17 protein-coding genes and 2 pseudogenes are annotated in these 17,373 nt (G+C 37.0%); 2 read left to right on the top strand and 17 right to left on the bottom strand.

The window, feature by feature from the left end; translation table 11 throughout:
* Positions 1–340: 340 nt before the first annotated feature.
* Positions 341–490: a hypothetical protein gene (locus ACS127_RS08165; RefSeq protein WP_440897926.1), complete on the top strand. Its 150-nt coding sequence runs from the start codon at positions 341–343 to the stop codon at positions 488–490.
* Between the two features lie 187 nt (positions 491–677).
* Here ACS127_RS08165 and upp read toward each other — a convergent pair whose 3' ends face one another.
* From upp to ACS127_RS08090, 15 genes and pseudogenes are all read right to left on the bottom strand, one after another.
* Entirely contained in the window at positions 678–1,307 is a 630-nt protein-coding gene (gene upp, locus ACS127_RS08160; protein WP_440897925.1) for a uracil phosphoribosyltransferase, read from the bottom strand.
* A gap of 197 nt (positions 1,308–1,504) precedes the next feature.
* Positions 1,505–2,646: pseudogene (tnpB, locus tag ACS127_RS08155) on the bottom strand (IS200/IS605 family element RNA-guided endonuclease TnpB).
* A gap of 255 nt (positions 2,647–2,901) precedes the next feature.
* Positions 2,902–4,137, bottom strand: a complete 1,236-nt coding sequence (gene glyA, locus ACS127_RS08150; RefSeq protein WP_440897924.1) for a serine hydroxymethyltransferase — start codon at positions 4,135–4,137, stop codon at positions 2,902–2,904.
* A 460-nt stretch (positions 4,138–4,597) separates the two neighbouring features.
* The gene (gene rpiB, locus ACS127_RS08145) at positions 4,598–5,038 is read right to left on the bottom strand and encodes a ribose 5-phosphate isomerase B (RefSeq protein WP_440897923.1); all 441 of its coding nucleotides are present in this window, start codon (positions 5,036–5,038) and stop codon (positions 4,598–4,600) included.
* Between the two features lie 77 nt (positions 5,039–5,115).
* Positions 5,116–5,706, bottom strand: a complete 591-nt coding sequence (locus ACS127_RS08140) for a low molecular weight protein arginine phosphatase (protein WP_440897922.1) — start codon at positions 5,704–5,706, stop codon at positions 5,116–5,118.
* Positions 5,707–5,808: 102 nt separating this feature from the next.
* On the bottom strand, positions 5,809–6,354 hold the full coding sequence (locus tag ACS127_RS08135) for a manganese efflux pump MntP (RefSeq protein ID WP_440897921.1): 546 nt from the start codon (positions 6,352–6,354) through the stop codon (positions 5,809–5,811).
* Positions 6,355–6,693: 339 nt separating this feature from the next.
* Positions 6,694–7,725: an L-threonylcarbamoyladenylate synthase gene (locus ACS127_RS08130; protein WP_440897920.1), complete on the bottom strand. Its 1,032-nt coding sequence runs from the start codon at positions 7,723–7,725 to the stop codon at positions 6,694–6,696.
* Between the two features lie 345 nt (positions 7,726–8,070).
* Positions 8,071–8,436, bottom strand: coding sequence for a hypothetical protein (locus tag ACS127_RS08125; RefSeq protein ID WP_440897919.1), 366 nt, complete (start codon positions 8,434–8,436; stop codon positions 8,071–8,073).
* Between the two features lie 64 nt (positions 8,437–8,500).
* Positions 8,501–9,082, bottom strand: coding sequence for a stage II sporulation protein R (gene spoIIR / locus ACS127_RS08120; RefSeq protein WP_440897918.1), 582 nt, complete (start codon positions 9,080–9,082; stop codon positions 8,501–8,503).
* Between the two features lie 63 nt (positions 9,083–9,145).
* Positions 9,146–9,997, bottom strand: coding sequence for a peptide chain release factor N(5)-glutamine methyltransferase (prmC, locus tag ACS127_RS08115; RefSeq protein ID WP_440897917.1), 852 nt, complete (start codon positions 9,995–9,997; stop codon positions 9,146–9,148).
* A 1-nt stretch (position 9,998) separates the two neighbouring features.
* Positions 9,999–11,069, bottom strand: a complete 1,071-nt coding sequence (gene prfA, locus ACS127_RS08110) for a peptide chain release factor 1 (protein WP_440897916.1) — start codon at positions 11,067–11,069, stop codon at positions 9,999–10,001.
* A 243-nt stretch (positions 11,070–11,312) separates the two neighbouring features.
* Complete coding sequence (locus ACS127_RS08105) at positions 11,313–11,927, bottom strand: thymidine kinase (RefSeq protein ID WP_440897915.1); 615 nt, start codon at positions 11,925–11,927, stop codon at positions 11,313–11,315.
* Between the two features lie 184 nt (positions 11,928–12,111).
* A complete protein-coding gene (locus tag ACS127_RS08100) occupies positions 12,112–12,357 on the bottom strand; it encodes a type B 50S ribosomal protein L31 (protein WP_440897914.1) in 246 nt (81 codons plus the stop codon).
* A 491-nt stretch (positions 12,358–12,848) separates the two neighbouring features.
* Positions 12,849–13,301 (bottom strand): GNAT family N-acetyltransferase, encoded by a 453-nt coding sequence (locus ACS127_RS08095; RefSeq protein ID WP_440897913.1) that lies wholly within the window; start codon positions 13,299–13,301, stop codon positions 12,849–12,851.
* Between the two features lie 18 nt (positions 13,302–13,319).
* Positions 13,320–13,763, bottom strand: coding sequence for a GNAT family N-acetyltransferase (locus ACS127_RS08090; protein ID WP_440897912.1), 444 nt, complete (start codon positions 13,761–13,763; stop codon positions 13,320–13,322).
* A gap of 503 nt (positions 13,764–14,266) precedes the next feature.
* Between ACS127_RS08090 and ACS127_RS08085 the strand changes: the two genes are divergently transcribed.
* The gene (locus ACS127_RS08085) at positions 14,267–15,454 is read left to right on the top strand and encodes an IS256 family transposase (RefSeq protein WP_440895396.1); all 1,188 of its coding nucleotides are present in this window, start codon (positions 14,267–14,269) and stop codon (positions 15,452–15,454) included.
* Between the two features lie 295 nt (positions 15,455–15,749).
* Here ACS127_RS08085 and ACS127_RS08080 read toward each other — a convergent pair.
* A pseudogene (locus ACS127_RS08080) lies at positions 15,750–16,574 on the bottom strand (nuclease-related domain-containing protein); the annotation flags it as partial.
* A gap of 219 nt (positions 16,575–16,793) precedes the next feature.
* Entirely contained in the window at positions 16,794–17,345 is a 552-nt protein-coding gene (locus ACS127_RS08075) for an NUDIX hydrolase (RefSeq protein ID WP_440897911.1), read from the bottom strand.
* Positions 17,346–17,373: the final 28 nt, after the last annotated feature.

Raw genomic sequence — 17,373 nt, 5'->3', positions numbered from 1 at the left:
CTTTATTTAATTATTTACTGATCTAATCGATCAAGTTCACAACGTTATGTCGTAACATAGAAACAGCATACTTCGATTGCGTCTCCTTGATAAAAGCAAAAGTGTTTTTATAGAATGTTGGCGCTGACTCTTTTTAATCACTCCTATAAAATAAAGGATGATAAAAATGGATTTATCATCCTTTATTGATAAACACACTCTTTTTAATTTTTAATTAAAGTGAGTCAATTTCATAATAGAAAAATTAAGATGGAAAACGAACAATCATAGATTAAGTAATGCTAGTATTCGTAAATTAGAGAGTCCAAATGAGTGATTGGAGTGGAGGGTGGTGACTCCGGTGGGAAAAGCAACAGCCGAAAATCCATTTCTTAAGTTTGAAAAACTTAAGAAATTAGTTGAGGCGTTGCCCACGGAAAGCTTCCACCCAGAACGGAAATCACGCATCGTGCTATCCTATAAGGTTCGTGTTTTATATGTCATTACTTAATTATGAAATCGATTTAAAGTACAAAATAATCATTACTCATTTGCTTATCCCCACTATTTAGGCTATCACTATAGAACTGTTGCTTTCGAGGATAGAGCAGACTCATTCGTTTCAGTAATTTCTAGTTAAATAAAAAAGCTCAGAAAGTTATTTTAGTTAACTTTCTGAGCTGCTTTTTAGCTTTACTTTATTTCGTTCCGAATAGTCGATCACCTGCATCGCCAAGTCCTGGAACGATGTAGCCTTTTTCGTCAAGTTTCTCATCGATTCCAGCTAAATAGATATCAACATCAGGGTGTTCTTTTTGAATATGGTCGACACCTTCTGGTGCTGCAATTAAACACATGAGTTTAATCTTTTTAGCATCGCGTTTTTTCAATGACTGGATAGCATCTGCCGCTGATCCACCTGTTGCTAACATAGGATCCACAACAATCAGTTCACGTTCGGATATATCCTTTGGCATTTTGAAGTAATACTCAACTGGCATTAAAGTTTTAGGATCACGATATAAACCAACATGTCCAACTTTGGCTGTTGGAATATGTCGAAGAACGCCATCAACCATACCTAATCCTGCGCGCAAAATAGGAACAATTCCAATCTTTTTCCCGCTCAAAACCTTTGTTTTTGTTTTTGCTACAGGCGTTTCAACCTCTACTTCAGTTAATGGTAAATCTCGCGTAATTTCATACGCCATTAAACCAGAAACTTCATCAACTAACTCACGAAAATCCTTTGTTCCTGTCTCAGTTTTTCGAATATACGTTATTTTGTGTTGAATTAATGGATGATCCAGTACAAATACGTTACCCAAGTTCGACCACTCCTCATTAAAAGTATACATCTATAAAATTGTACAGAAAATTCATGTCGCTTTCAAGCGAATAAACAATTTTTTTGTTTATTTTTAAAAGTATTAATGAATGGATCATTGAACTACTCCCCCTTAATTTCTAATGAAATTTGAAGGGGGAGATTCCTAAGAACACCAACCTATTGGTCGATTATTGATTAGGCGATCCCTGTCGCACCAACAGTTAGAAGTCTGATAGCTTCAGCTTCAATATTTTTACTTGCGTTAAGATCTCGATCGTGTGCTTTATGGCATGAAGGACATTGCCACTTGCGTAAGGCGAGATTCTTAACTTCTACCCGCAACATGAACAAAGTTGACTAGAAGGGAAGTTTTTGGCGATGGCTACGACTTCCTTTCCGTACCACTTGGCTTTGTATTCAAGCATCGTACGGAATTCCGACCAGCTGACTTCACTAATGGCTTTTGATAATCGTTTGTTTTTGAGCATGTTAGATACTTGTAAGTCCTCAATACCCATGATATCGTGGTTTTTGACAATTTCGGTACTGACCTTATGCAAGTAATCCGTTCTGACATTTTTAATTTTTTCGTGAATACGAGCGACCTTGATCCGCTGTTTTTGATAATTTTTCGCTTCATAAAGGGGTTTTTTATCTTGCTTGGCTTGTTCATATCGTCTGGACAGTTTGCGTTGTTCTTTTCCTAATTTGTTTTCTAGCGTGCGTAAACATCTAGGGTTTTGATATGTTGTCCCATCTGAAAGCGTGGCAAACACTTTGATACCTACATCGACACCTGTTGACTGCTTCGTTTGAGGAAGTGAGTCTACCTCTGTCTCAACAAGGATAGAGATGGAGTATTTGCCACTTGGATGTCGCTTAATCGTGGCATTTAGAAGGCGTCCATTGACCTCACGACTTCTAGCGAACTTGACAAGCCCTAATTTGGGCAGCTTGATTGTATTGCCCACGACTGCGATATTTCCGTTCGTGTGTTTTGTTGTATACGCTTGGGTCGGGTTCCTTTTTGACTTCAATCGTGGGGCATTCGTTTGTTTGTTAAAGAAACGTGCAAAAGATTCAGATAGATGTTTGACACTTGATTGAACGGCAATACTATCAACTTCTTTTAGCCAAGGATATTCTTTTTTTAGGTGTGGCAACTGTTTTGAACACACACGATAACTTAAGCCTTTGCCTGTTTCTTCGTATGCTTTATTCCATTTCGCTAAAAAGTGATTGAAAACAAACCGTGAACAACCCAATGTTTTGTTGATGAGTGTTTGTTGTGTCGGATTAGGATAGAGACGGAATTTATAGGCTTTATTGACTAACATGAACACACCTCACTTAGACGAATGTATGTTCTAATTATATCATAAGAGATCTATTTTGGCTATCACCAACCGACATTCATCTCTCACTTACTCACTGAGCGATGCCCTTCAGGTGCCTTGAAGTGGGAGTCTTCTGTCGAAAATCCGATAAAAGACAGGTTTATTTAACCTAATAACATTTATTTTAAAAGAGGAATTTCAATTTTAGATCATAAGAAAACCGAAACAAATTGGAACATGTTTCGGTTTTTCAAATTATTGATAGATTGGAAAACGGTCAGTAAGTGCTTTAACACGAGCTTTCGCTTCTTGTAAGCTAGCTTCATCTTGATAATTTTTTAAAGTAAGGGCAATAATTGAGCCTACTTCTTGTAATTCTGCTTCCTTAAATCCGCGTGTTGTAACAGCTGCTGTTCCAACACGAACACCGCTTGTGACAAATGGACTTTCTGGATCAAATGGAATCGTATTTTTATTCGTTGTGATGCCTATATCATCAAGGATTTTTTCAGCATCTTTACCTGTCAGATTAAGACCGCGAACATCAAGTAAAAGTAAATGATTGTCTGTTCCATTTGAAACTAATCGAACTCCTTCTGCTTGTAGAGCTTCAGCAAAGGTTTGTGCATTTTTAACAATTTGTTTCGTATAGTCAGTAAAATTAGGATCAAGGGCTTCTTTAAGAGCCGTTGCTTTCGCTGCGATAACATGCATAAGCGGCCCTCCCTGCATTCCTGGAAAGACAGATTTATCAATTTGTTTTGCATATTTCTCTTTTGTTAAAATCATACCACCACGTGGTCCACGTAATGTTTTGTGTGTCGTTGTCGTGACAAAATCAGCATAAGGAATTGGATCAGGATGTTGACCTGTTGCCACCAAGCCAGCGACATGCGCCATATCAACCATTAAATAAGCGCCAACTTCATCCGCGATTTCACGAAATTTTTTAAAATCAATTAAACGTGGGTAGGCACTTGCACCAGCAACAATCAACTTAGGCTGAACGGCGATTGCCTTTTCGAGTACAGCTTGATAATCAAGCGTTTCTGTTTCTTTTTCAACACCATATTCTTCAAAATGATATAGTTTACCACTAAAATTAACTGGACTACCATGAGTCAGATGTCCACCATGCGAAAGGTTCATTCCAAGCACAGTGTCACCTGGCTCGAGAAATGCTGAATAAACAGCCATATTTGCTTGTGCACCAGAATGAGGTTGTACATTGGCATGCTCAGCTCCAAACAATTTTTTCGCACGATCACGAGCGAGATTTTCAGCAATATCAACGTATTCACAACCACCGTAGTAACGCTTGTTTGGATATCCTTCTGCATATTTGTTTGTTAGTACAGATCCTTGTGCTTCCATGACTGCCTCTGAAACAAAATTCTCTGAAGCAATCAGTTCAATCTTTTCATGTTGTCGACCCCGTTCTTGTTCAATTGCTTGATACAATTCTAAGTCACTTTCTTGTAAATGCTTCATCCAAACCGTTCCCCCTCTATCCACTTTTTTATTAGAATAACTTACATTCGCTAGCCCTTTCCAGTGAATGCAGTCCTTTTATTTACACCTAGTAATTTATAATGTTTTCCCCTTATAAGCTGGTTTGAGATTCAGAATAAGCAAAACACTTATTCTTGCGATATACACGCTTCGCAATCCTCTTTACTATGGTTACTCGCCCTATCAAGAATACTTAGGGCTGCGGTTACCAATGTTGTCAGGTTAGTACAACCGCTTCGGAAATATACTTCACTTTCCGTGGGCTTGTCCTCAGCCTCCTCGAAAAAAGAAGTACACTTTTTCTGCGGGGTCTTCACACTAAGCTTTCCCACAGGACAAGGAAAGCTACGTCAGCGAGACATCGCACGAAGAAAATTGCCTTTTATTTTCGAGGAGTCTACGTCTATTTCCTACGCTCTGGTTACGTATTGTCCTCTGTTTATTTCTCCTCATATTCAGCAATTTTATTTATTCGACGTTCATGACGACCGCCTTCAAAATCACTATTAATCCATGTTCTGACAATTTCCTTAGCTAGGTCAACTCCAATAACGCGGGCACCCATAGCTAGCATATTCGAATCATTATGTTCGCGGGTTACACGTGCCGTATACACATCATGAACAAGGGCACAACGGATCCCTTTTACCTTATTTGCGGAAATTGACATTCCGATACCTGTCCCACAGATCACAATGCCTCGGTCATATTCACCCTTCGCTACTTTTTCAGCTGCTGGGATTCCATAATCAGAATAATCAACGGAATCCGCACAATTGCTTCCGATATTCTCAATAGTTACATCTAACTCTTGTAACAATGCCTCGATTTCTTTTGCTAATTGATAGCCGCCATGATCTGCTGCGATTACAACTTTCATGAATCTATCCACTCCTTATAAATTATCATTTATTCTATTGTACTCATTTTCACAATGAAAGGACAGTTAATTTCACATTATTCCGTCAACTTTTTTATCAATGCATCAATAGCTTGGTCAATTTCAGCCGCTGTTTTTTGGTAGGCGGCTTGGTCTAAGCCAAATGGATCGGCAATATCAAGATTAGGTAATTCTTGTTCAAGTCGAGCAATTTCATCTTGCTCTTCTCGAAAAAATGCTCTTAATTGTTGTTCCGTTTGCTGATTACCATGTTCTTCAATCACGAGTGAACGTTTTTCTTCTAAATTTAAGTGGGCTTGTTTTAATGCACGCCATATCTCATCGACATCATCACTGACGTATTCCTTTAGTGTATATGTTTTCCCAAAGGCTTGTGGGTATTCAGACACAGTTACATGTTTATGCTGATTAGTCATTGTTAAAATTAAATCCGCCCATTCTACCATTGCTTGGGTTAAAGGCTGTGAACTTCCACTATAATTAATATTTTTCTCTTTTAAAACATTGACGGTATTTTCATTTGTTGGTATTCCTACTGTGGTGGAGATTCCGGCAGATTTGACTTGGTGATCTGATTTTCCTCGAAGAATGGCTTCTGCCATTGGGCTTCTGCATGTGTTCCCAGTGCAGACAAATAGTATCTTCATTTTTTCTCCCCTTTAAGCTGCTATTATATTACATAAATAATAACATATCGCTAGAATTGTACCAAGCCAGTTGATTGAATGAAGGAATGAAAAGTGGATGAATTAGAAAATAATAATGAGTCCAAGAAGACAAAGGATTGCCCCACCAATCCAGGCAAGTGAACGGTCAAGATTGCGCTGAACCTTTTTTCCAATTAAAAGACTAGTCCAGGACATCAGTGTAGAAACGCCACCGAATAAAAGAATGGTTACAGTGGTCAGAAAACCAGACATCCCCAAACTAATACCAATAGGAAAGCTATCTATACTTACTGAAAAAGCGAGCACGATGATCGCTGTTAAGTTGAATTTCTTTGGTGGGTTTGAGCGAAATGTTTCAGCAAAAGTTTGAAAAATCATTTGAGCTCCTAACCCAAAAAGCAGCATACCACTAATTAATTCTGTTAAGCTTGTGATCCATTCAGCCAGTAATGCTCCAATTAATAGACCTAGCAAAGGCATAAACATGTGGAAAATACCGATCCAAAGACCGATTGTTGCAATTTTTCGTAAGCGAAGTGGTTGTAACCCGATGCCTAGGCAAACGGAAAAAGCATCAAGAGCAACAACAAATGAAAGCACGAGAGGAGTAACAACTGAATCTAGCATAAAAAATCCTCCTTTAGATGTGTGTTCAAAAACGAGGATAAAAAGAATTAAGAAGTTCAAATCGACGTTACCTTTCAAGAAAATTGCTTCACACATTGGTCGAGCCTTTTTTCAAAAGTGTAAAGCAGAAAAATAAACTAACGTGCTTCCATAAAGTGCGGTAACTTTCTCGTTACCCATAAATATTTTACATTTACATGCACCTTATAACATGAAGCATTGTTAGAAGAAGATCTATTGAACTAATGTTTTATTTTACCTGGCTTTTTGAACATTCTCCTTAATGGACGAGCTAATTTCAGTCTATGCTTCATAAAACAAAAAAATAACAGGACTACATCACCTGTCATTTTCTGCTTTTTCAATATAATCTGCTGCTTTTTTTAATCGATTCATAATTGCTTTTCCGACACCCTCTGCAGGGAAAACTTCGGCTAAAACAATGTCAACATCTGTTTTCTTAAAAGCTCTCAATACTTGATAGAGCTGACTAGCAATTGTTGATAAATTCGTCACTGTCCCACAGATTTGGAGTTGATCAGCTGATAAATTGCTTGCTAGTTCTTCACTTACTAGTAGACCTACTTTTTTTCCTTCTGCTTGAAGTTGATTAATTTTACTTTGGAAAAAATCCTGATTGCCCTCAATTAAAATCATTGGAACGTCTGGTTGATAGTGATTATATTTCATCCCTGGTGCTTTTGGTTTATCAATATCAAGATCAGTAGTCGAATCTTCGACCGGACAATCTAGCACTAATTCGATCTCAGCCTGAGTCACACCGCCTGGGCGAATAATTTTTGGTGATATGCCTGTACAATCAACAACCGTTGATTCTAAACCAACTCCAGTTGTTCCCCCATCTAAAATAGCGGCGATTTTTCCATTTAAATCTTGAAAGACATGAATCGCACTCGTTGGACTTGGCTTGCCTGATAAATTAGCGCTTGGAGCGGCAATCGGTAAATTAGCCTCTCGAATTAATTCCTGAGCAGCAGGATGGGCAGGAATCCGAATGCCTACACTGCTCATGCCAGGAGTAACATTATCTGCAATCTTACCATTACTCGGTAAAACAACTGTTAAAGGACCGGGCATAAATGAGTCAATCAATTTCTTTGCATACTCCGGTATATCCGTTACATAATGCTCAATTTGTTCTTTATCAGCAACATGAACAATTAATGGATTGTCTGCAGGACGCCCTTTTGCGATGAAAATTTTGTCAACTGCTGCGGGATTAGAGGCATCAGCTCCTAAACCATAGACTGTTTCGGTTGGAAATGCAACAACTTCACCAGCTTGAATGTGTTTAGCTAGCTGTTCAATTGCTTGCTCATTCCAAATCATAAATTGTGTTTGTTTAGCCATAGACTAATCCCTCCTTTGATGTTATCTAGCTTCATCGATAATTTATACCCATCTTATCAATAAGCTTTGTTTGCTTCTTGCTTATTTTAGCGAGTTTTTTTCATTTACACAAGTAAGTTTTTGGTGCTCAATAATCGAATAATAATACTTCAATCTTAGTACATTACTTGTTAATGGAGAAAACTGCCCTAGTTTGATTAGTCTTTAAGCTTTGTCATTTAATTTTTTGATTTTAATTAGACACCCTTGGTTGTAAATTTACAGACATAGCATATTTATTTCGAGTGATAAAAAAGAGCCTACAGGTTTCCGATTCCATTTGATGACAGGGACATAAGTTAGTGGTTATCCATAAGTGTAGCCAAAAGTATTTAATGTTTCTGGCCATCGTTTAAATCCCAGCCAGTTTAATAGTTCAATTAATGCTTCTTGTTCTGTCTCGATTAATAAATGATGGGCACCCTTTTTTTTAACCATTTCCAGTATGTGATAGAAAATCTCAATAATTTGTTCAGACTGGTTGGGTTTATAGATAACAAACTTCTCTAATTTAAATATTTGCTGTTCGACTATGTTTAAGTGAATAAAGCCAATAGTTTGCTGAGAATCTTTAATTAAATAGGTCGTACTTTCCGTCTGATCCGCTTTGATAAGATGGCTAAAAGGCAAATCAGCTAGTTCTTCTTCCGTCTTTAATTGAGTTAAAAACATCTAATCGCTTCCTTTCATAGAATTTTAATATAGTCTATGAAAGATAAACGAGTGCTATGATAGATTATCGAAACCATTCGAGAAAAAAGAAAGAAACTTTTGGCTCTTCGTCCTCGTCTTCATTGACCACTTCTTGCTCTGGGTCATCATCCGATACCGTTGTCCCCGAGGAGAAATCTAGAAAACATAAGGGCGGGAATAAAACACACCACCAATTTGACCCTTTTCCCTCACCTAACGTAATTAAAATCGCCTCATATTCTCCAGCTGGATAAACGTAACGATCATATAATTTAGCTGGGAACTGTACTTGACTATCATAATCAACTTGAAACTCTATCGTCTGATCATAATCTTGCAAGGTCTGTGCAACAATCTGCTCAATTTGGGGCAAACGCTCTTGAATCAGTTCTCTTGCCTGCTCAATATCTGTTAAAGTTTCCACCCATTCGGTAATCTCTTGGTTCACAGCATCACGAACAGCATGTTTAACTGTTTGATCATTTGGATCATCGCTTTCGGCAAGAATCCGCAATCTAATCGCATCATCAGGAATCACTTGATAATGCTCTGCTTCGCTGGGAATGGATAGCTGATTGGTTAGTAATAACATTAGCGTCACAATTGTTTGGAATAACTTGATCATTTCTAGTTCCCCTCTCACGAACTGTTGATAAGTTCAGTATCACCGAGAAGGAAATCTTTTAAACTAGCATTTTGCAAAAATAATCCGATCTTTTTGATTAATATCTTTAATGATTTCAACTGAGCTGTGTGGAAAAGTAGTTTGAATGAGTTTACGAACTGCTGATCCTTGTTGATAGCCAATCTCAAAAACAAGATATCCATCGGTTGCTAGCAGTGACTTAGCTTCTTTAATAATCTGTTGATAAGCGGCTAAACCATCATGATCAGCAAAAAGGGCAAGCTCGGGATCAAAATGTTTAACTGTGTCTGATAGTGAAGCCTGATCTCGTCTTGCAATGTAAGGTGGATTTGAAACAATTAAATCAAATCGTTTACTTGTACCCAGCCATTTTTGTAGAAAATCACTTTGGTGAAAATGAATATGAGCTTGTAATTTGTCTGCATTTTGAGTTGCAACGGCTAGCGCTTGATCTGAAACATCACTTGCTTCTATTGTTAAACTTGGATCCTCTAGTTTAAGTGTAATTGGAATCACACCGCTGCCAGTTCCAATATCTATGATATTAAGCGGACGCGGTAGACTTTTGGTTTGCCTTAAGATCAATTGGACAAGTTCTTCTGTTTCTGGACGTGGAATAAGAACATGTTTATTTACGATAAAGGGTCGTCCATAAAACTGTTCCATACCCGTTAGATGTTGAACAGGCTTACCTGTTTCTACGTGCATTTTCAAGTCAGCTTCAAATCTCACTAGTACCTGATTTTCAATCGGGGTTCTAAGATTCATTAATAAATCTATTTTTGAAAAGCCAGTATGATGAAGCAAGAGGATTTCCGCTACTTTTGGCTCACGTTTATGCTTTTGTAAAAAAAGAGAAGCCCGATTGAGGACTTCCTGTATTGTTTCATGCATGTTAATCACCTATATGTTCCATTTTATGAGCTTGTTCTTCCATAACAAGTGCAGCAATAATCTCTTCAAGTTTGCCTTCAAGAATTTGATCGAGCTTTTGAATGGTTAAACCGATGCGGTGGTCTGTGACTCGGTTTTGTGGGAAGTTATACGTTCTAATTCGTTCAGAACGGTCACCTGTACCTACTGCTGATTTACGATTTTGATCATACTCCGCTTGTGCTTCCTGTTGATACATATCATAAATTCGGGCTCGAAGAATTTTCATTGCTTTCTCTTTATTTTTGATTTGCGATTTTTCATCTTGCATAGAAACAACAACACCTGTCGGTTCATGCGTTAAGCGAACTGCTGACATAGTCGTGTTAACACTTTGTCCGCCAGGGCCGCTTGAAGCAAATGTATCGATTCGAATATCTTTTTCATGAATATCCACTTCAACGTCCTCTGCTTCTGGTAAAGCAACAACTGTTGCAGTCGATGTGTGGATTCGCCCGCCAGATTCAGTTTCTGGTACACGTTGGACACGGTGGGCACCATTTTCATATTTTAATTTGGAATAAGCCCCTCGACCATTAATCATAAAGATAATTTCCTTGTAACCGCCAACACCAGTGGAATTGGCTTCCATAATATCAACCTTCCAGCCCTCTGCTTCTGCAAATCGATGATACATTCTAAATAAGTCACCTGCAAAAAGAGCGGCTTCATCTCCACCAGCTGCACCACGAATTTCCATAATAACGTTTTTATCATCATTTGGATCCTTGGGTAAAAGAAGAATTTTTAGTTTTTCTTCTAATTCAGGAATTTGTGGTTCAAGTTCTTCAAGCTCTAATTGAATCATTTCCTTCATTTCCGAATCTGCTTCCTCTTCAAGCATCTCCTGTGCCTCTTCTAATTGCTCGCTAATATCTTTATATTCACGATAGGTTTGTACAACATCTTCTAAATCAGACTGTTCTTTTGAATATTCACGTAGTTTATTCGGATCACTAATTACTTCTGGATCACTTAATAGCTCATTTAACTTTTCATAACGTTCTTCTAGGGTAACTAATTTATCAAACATGGATTCCACCTCTTTATATTCAAATCGTACACTTTATTATATAACAGTGGTAATGAGCACGTCAAAGTTGATTGATAAGCCTCTGTTATCTATGTTTAGAAAAAGCTGGTGGACTGGATTAACTTTTTCTGGTGAAACCTTTGTTTTACTTATGCTATTACCGATAAATTCTGATCGTACAAAATTAAAAAGCAACTGATTGTTAGCTATTTAAATGGGAGCCAAATGTCAGTTGCCTTGTTATTATTTAGTGATCTTTTTAATTTTATACTTATAGTCGGGTTTGTTCGGAACTTGATGACAATGACGACAACGAGGTTCGTATGATTCAGAAGCTCCTACCAGAATAATTGGGTCATCATATGAAGCGGGCTCTCCATTAATTAATCGTTGTGTTCGACTTGCTGGTGAGCCACATCTTGGGCAAATAGCATTTAATTTAGTCACCGATTCACTGAGAGCCATTAACTCTGGCACAACTCCAAATGGTTCCCCTCTAAAGTTTGTATCAAGTCCCGCAACAATCACTCGAAACCCTTGATCAGCCAATTGACTAATTGTATCAATGATTTCTTCATTAAAAAACTGTACTTCATCAATGCCGATGACGTCTAAATCCGCATCAATTTTATCAACAATGTCTGAAACAGATGTAACCGCATATGCTTTGATTGAATTTCCATTATGAGAAACAACAGTTTCCTCTGAATAGCGATTATCGATTGCAGGCTTAAAAACACAAACTTTTAAATTACCATATTTTGCACGACGAATTCGCCTGATCAGTTCTTCAGATTTCCCTGAAAACATGCTGCCACAAATAAATTCAATCCAACCATTTTGCTTCATGATCTGCATGATACCGACCTCCTTATATAATACGCATTTCTTATTCTTCAATTCATGATGAAAAATGATTGCTTATTTCACATTAAAAAAACAGGCTTTTGTCTAATCATTGCCTGTCCGATATGTAAGGTTAGTTAAGACAGCCACTCCAAGTTTCAGAATGGCTGTCCCAATGTTAACTAAAAAGTTTCGCTTAGTTAAGTTTATATTTTTTCTTAAAGCGATCCACACGGCCACCAGCTTTATCAGCTTTTTGTTTACCTGTGTAGAACGGGTGAGAGTCTGAACTGATCTCAACACGGATTAATGGATAAGTATTCCCATCTTCCCACTCAATTGTTTCATCAGATGTTTTTGTTGATCCGCTTAAGAATTTGTAGTCAGAACTCGTATCAAGAAATACAACTTTTTGGTATTCTGGATGAAGATCTTTTTTCATGTCTTTCCAACTCCTTTTGCCCTGAATCTTTAAGAAACAGAGTTAATTTTAGCTAGCTTACAACAGCGGGTTAAACTGCTCCAAACTGCTCTTTTGCATACCTAAAGATTATAACAGTGTCGTATAAACAATGCAATAGCAAGTGATGAAAATTTTATCGCTATAGATATGAAATTAGCAAAATTAAGCTAAAAAGAGGCTGTACTATGGAAATTGGTTAAAAAGCAATTAACTTGATTACATGTCGTTGGAGTTAATTGTAATCCGAAATAACACACCATAGAAAAAGTACCTTCGGTTAACTTTAACACGATCCTTTTTATACAAAAAACTATGATTAAATCCTTACGCTTATTTCTTTTAAGTAAAGGTAGAAGGTATATGTATAATAGAAGGGAGACAATTATCCTTTCCATATACAGGAGTGTTTGCTAAAATAAATTGACCTTGGGTACGTGATTTTACATTAAACTACATTTAGTATTACATATTTACCATTCTTCATGAAAAACACTTTGAATAACAAAGTTATTTTTTAGATATAAATGCTTTGCAATAGTATTTGTGTCAACTACAAACAAAATGTCCTCATTATAACCCTCTTCATAAATATGATTAACAGCAAATTCAAGAAGCCTTTTTCCATAGCCTCTTTTTTTGAATTTATTATTAACAAATAAATGTGTTATCTCTTGTTTGTCTATCTCTACAGCACCTATTAATTCATTATTTTTTATAAGCATAAAAATCCCGCCTGCTTTTTCTAATAGTTTGTCATTTGAGTAAAAATCAAAAGGATCAATATTATTTTGCATGCTTACTTCATAATAAGAATAACAACAAGTATGTTTATATAAGTCATAGTAAGAACTTTCGTAGTTTATCATAGTTAAATTAGTATTATATTTTTGTGAATCTCTTTTCATTTCACAAATTTTAACCATTTTATTCTCCCCAATGTTTTATTTGGCTAGGTAAAATAAAACTTCTCCATCAACCATTTCATCAGTTTTTACGAAACCAAGTTTTTCATATAGCTTAATAGCTCTTGTATTTTTCGGATTAGTACTTAAGTATATTTTTTCTGGATTCCAATTATTGAACATTTCATCAATAATAATTGGGAGTACCTTTTGACCAAATCCTTGTTCTTGGAATTTATAATCAATCATCAAGCGACATAATTCGTATCTATTTGTTTTCTTATCTAAACCATACATAGTGAAACCAATTGGAATAGAATCAGATGAGATTCCCTTTACTAACCAAGTTTTTTCAAAATAAGCTTGAACTAATGAATAGCTATTCGAAGCTATATAATTAGCCCCTTCATCACCAGGATACATAGAAGTAAAATGATTCCAATTATTATCGTTAATCTCCACTAACCTTATTGAATCCGACATCTAGCATACCCCTACCCTTTATATGATTTTATTATATTACTTTAGATTAAATAACGCTCACACTTCTATACTATAACTTATTTTATCATAAATGAAACAAATAATTTCAATTTTGCTAAGATTCAAAGTGATGAAAATTTTATCGCTATAGATGTGAAATTAGTAAAATTAATCCAAAAAGAGGCCGTACTATGGAAATTGTTTAAAAATCAATTAACTTGATTACATTTCTTTGGAGTTGATTGCATTTTCGCTGACTTGACTGCATTTCGGAAAAGTTGATTGCATTTTCGCTGACTTGACTGTATTTCGGGAAACTTGATTGCATTTTCGCTAACTTGATTGCATTTCAGCAAAGTTGATTGCATTTTCTCGAACTTGACTGTATTTCGGGAAACTTGAGATTAAGGCTATATAATTGTGTAATAAAGAAAAAGAGCCAAATCAGCTCTCCTATAGTACAATGTAGTTACCAACCAACCATTGAAAAGGAGAGAACTGAAATGACTCAATTAAATTTTACCCTAGATATGGACAAATTAACAGAGGAAATTTTATCGAGCAACTTAAATTCGGCAACTAAAGGACTGGCAGTCGCTGTATTTAATGCCTACATGGAGGCGGAGCGTGATGCCTATGTCCAAGCCGACTCACGAGAACGCCATGCACTTCGCCAAGACATGCGGAATGGCTATTACGAAAGAGATTATAAACTACCTATCGGGCGAATCACGCTGAAAGTCCCTCGGACACGCTCTGGTGCCTTTTCAACAAAGTTATTCGAGAAGTATCAACGTATGGATCAATCGCTTGTTCTGACATTAGTGGAATCTGTCGTGAGTGGTGTATCGACCCGAAAGGTCACTAAAATTGTTGAGACCCTCTGTGGGGAAGGCGTCTCTCGTTCATTTGCTTCTGATATTCTCAAACGTCTAGATCCTGAGGTGGCATCGTTTAGAGAGCGCGCCCTTCACCATAAATACTATGCCTATGTTTATGTCGATGCCATGTATATTAAAGTGCGAGAGAATCATCGTGTGGTATCTAAAGGTGTCTATATTGCGCAAGGGGTGACGTCAGAGAATAGACGTGAGATTATTGGATTTATGGTTTCAGAAGAGGAATCAAAGGCAGCTTGGACAAGCTTCTTTCAGGACTTACGAGCGCGTGGTTTGAAGAAACCCAAGCTCATCATCTCTGATGCGCATTCTGGATTGAAAGCAGCGATTAAAGAAGACTTTTTGAACTGTCCATGGCAGCGTTGTACCACCCATTTCTTACGCAATCTAACGGATGTGATGCCGAAGAAAAACAGTCAAGCTGAACGGACAGCCTTAAAACAAATCTTTTATGCCGATACCCTGGCCCATGCCAGAGAATTGAAGACAAACTTTATAAAGACAGTCGAGGGAAATCCGAAGTACACAGCGGTCATCGAGAAGTTAGAAGCCGGTTTTGATGATGCCCTACAATTCATCCAAGAACCCACGGGCTATCATGTCTCTCTAAGGACGACAAACAGTTTAGAGCGAGTCAATAGAGAAATACGGCGTAGGGAAAGAGTCATTGGGATCTTTCCGAATATAGATTCAGCTGTCCGACTTATCGGTGCCGTTTTGATGGATATCCACGAAGGATTTCAGAAGACGAAGCGAAAATTTTTAAGAGACTATGCCCCGGGGGAGAATTAAATGTAACGCTTTTCCTGACCTCGCCATGGCGAGGACAGGAAAAGCTACCCCCCTCTCAAGTAACTACAGAGATAGCTATAGGTTATTACACAAGATTTTGGACTTGACAAAACTTGATTGTATTTTCGCTGACTTGACTGTATTTCGGAAAACTTGATTGTATTTTCTCGAACTTGACTGCATTTCGGAAAACTTGATTGTATTTTCGTTAACTTGATTGTATTTCGGAAAAGTTGATTGTATTTTCGTTAACTTGATTGTATTTCGGAAAACTTGATTGTAATCCCACAAATGATCAGCTATTAATTAGGGAAGATAAGTCATATGAAGTGGCTTTCTTACCTACCGGCTTGACAATTGGAAATTTAGCTAGGATACGGCGGGACAAACTCGGACATGTAATGCCCAACCACCAGCGGGCTGTTCGGTTATTTATTGTTGGCTCAAATAAATAAGCGTAGTCTCGTAATGCTTGAATATGTGCAAGTGGATCAGATTTCTGGCATTTCGGACAGATCCACGTGACGTAATGACGTTGCACGTATACCCTTCTACATGTTGTGCAAAGGACACCCGGATTCAGATCGCTATTTTCAATTTTAAATTCTTTAATGATATTCGTTTGAAGAGGTCTGTGAAGTGTGATTAATAGTTTTTTTAATTGATTCATTTGCTGATCGTTAAAATAGCGTTGGTGTTGTTTGTCAAGGTAATGATTGATATAAAATGAAATGTCTTGAGCGACCATAACATCTGGTGACGTTATGGATTGATCGAGTTGAACCGTATCGTGTGGAAAAGCGACGAGGGATATGATTGGAATCGTAGGGAAATCATGTTGTCTTAAAATATAGCTTAATTGCCTTTTTTGAATTTTAGCTTGATTTTCTGGATTTTCAAATACAACTTTTGTTTGTTCGTATTGTTGTATATATTGTCTATGTTGATTTTGTGAAATGAGACCCTTCCGATTCTTACCTTCAATAATAAATACTGTCATGGGTGTAATAATCAAATGATCAATTTGGGTGTAGTATGTGCTGCCCTCGAATCGAAGCCCTGTGAGGTGATGTCCTTTTTTTATTCGGGTAAATTCTAAATGATAGCGTAACTTCTTTTCACCGAGATAACCAGCTAAATCTTGTCCTAGTTGTTGACTTAACTTCTGCTAATTCGGATGTGTTTGCTTAAGGCGAGGGATGAGCGCCTCGAGTTGAAGTAGTCGGATGGTTTGCTTTGGGGACTGATATTTCATTGAAAAACTCCTTTCTTTTAATTGCCTACATTATAACTTGTCCACATATAAACAACAACTTTTTTCGAAGTAAAGGTAAGAAAACTAATCTTCTGACGATTCAATATATTTTTCCGCTAATAAAATTGCTTGTATGGAAAACATTTGACTAATTTCTTTGGTCTTGATCATTTCTTTTATTTCATTCAGACTATATTTAAAGACTTCTATTTGTTCTGTTTCATCTAAATTTTGCTCTGAAACGGCTTTAGCATTTAGCATTAAATAACTGATGACTTTATTATTTTGTAATGCAGGATTGACAAAAAATTCACCTAAATCAATTAAAGGGGTTTCTGATTGATAGCCTGTTTCTTCTAGTACCTCTCGTTCAATCGCTTCTATATTCGTCTCTCCTGGTTCACGACTTCCCGCCGGAATTTCATAAAAGAAATCTTTAGCTCCATGTCTGTACTGCCTGATCAAAATTATTTTGTGATCCTCTGTGACAATTACTGCATTGATCCAATCAACATATTCATGGACATTATATTCTTCAATGATCACCCCGTTTTCTAATTGGCATTTATCTCTCCGTAAATTTCCATATGGCGTTTTGTAGATATATTGGCTATTTAATACTTTCCATTTTTCCATTAAAAATACTCCTTAATTGGGATAATTC

This window comes from Amphibacillus sp. Q70 (assembly GCF_052055485.1).
GTDB lineage: Bacteria > Bacillota > Bacilli > Bacillales > Amphibacillaceae > Amphibacillus.
Note: the sequence above shows the minus strand (reverse complement) of the source record. Positions and strands in the feature narration are given on the sequence as shown.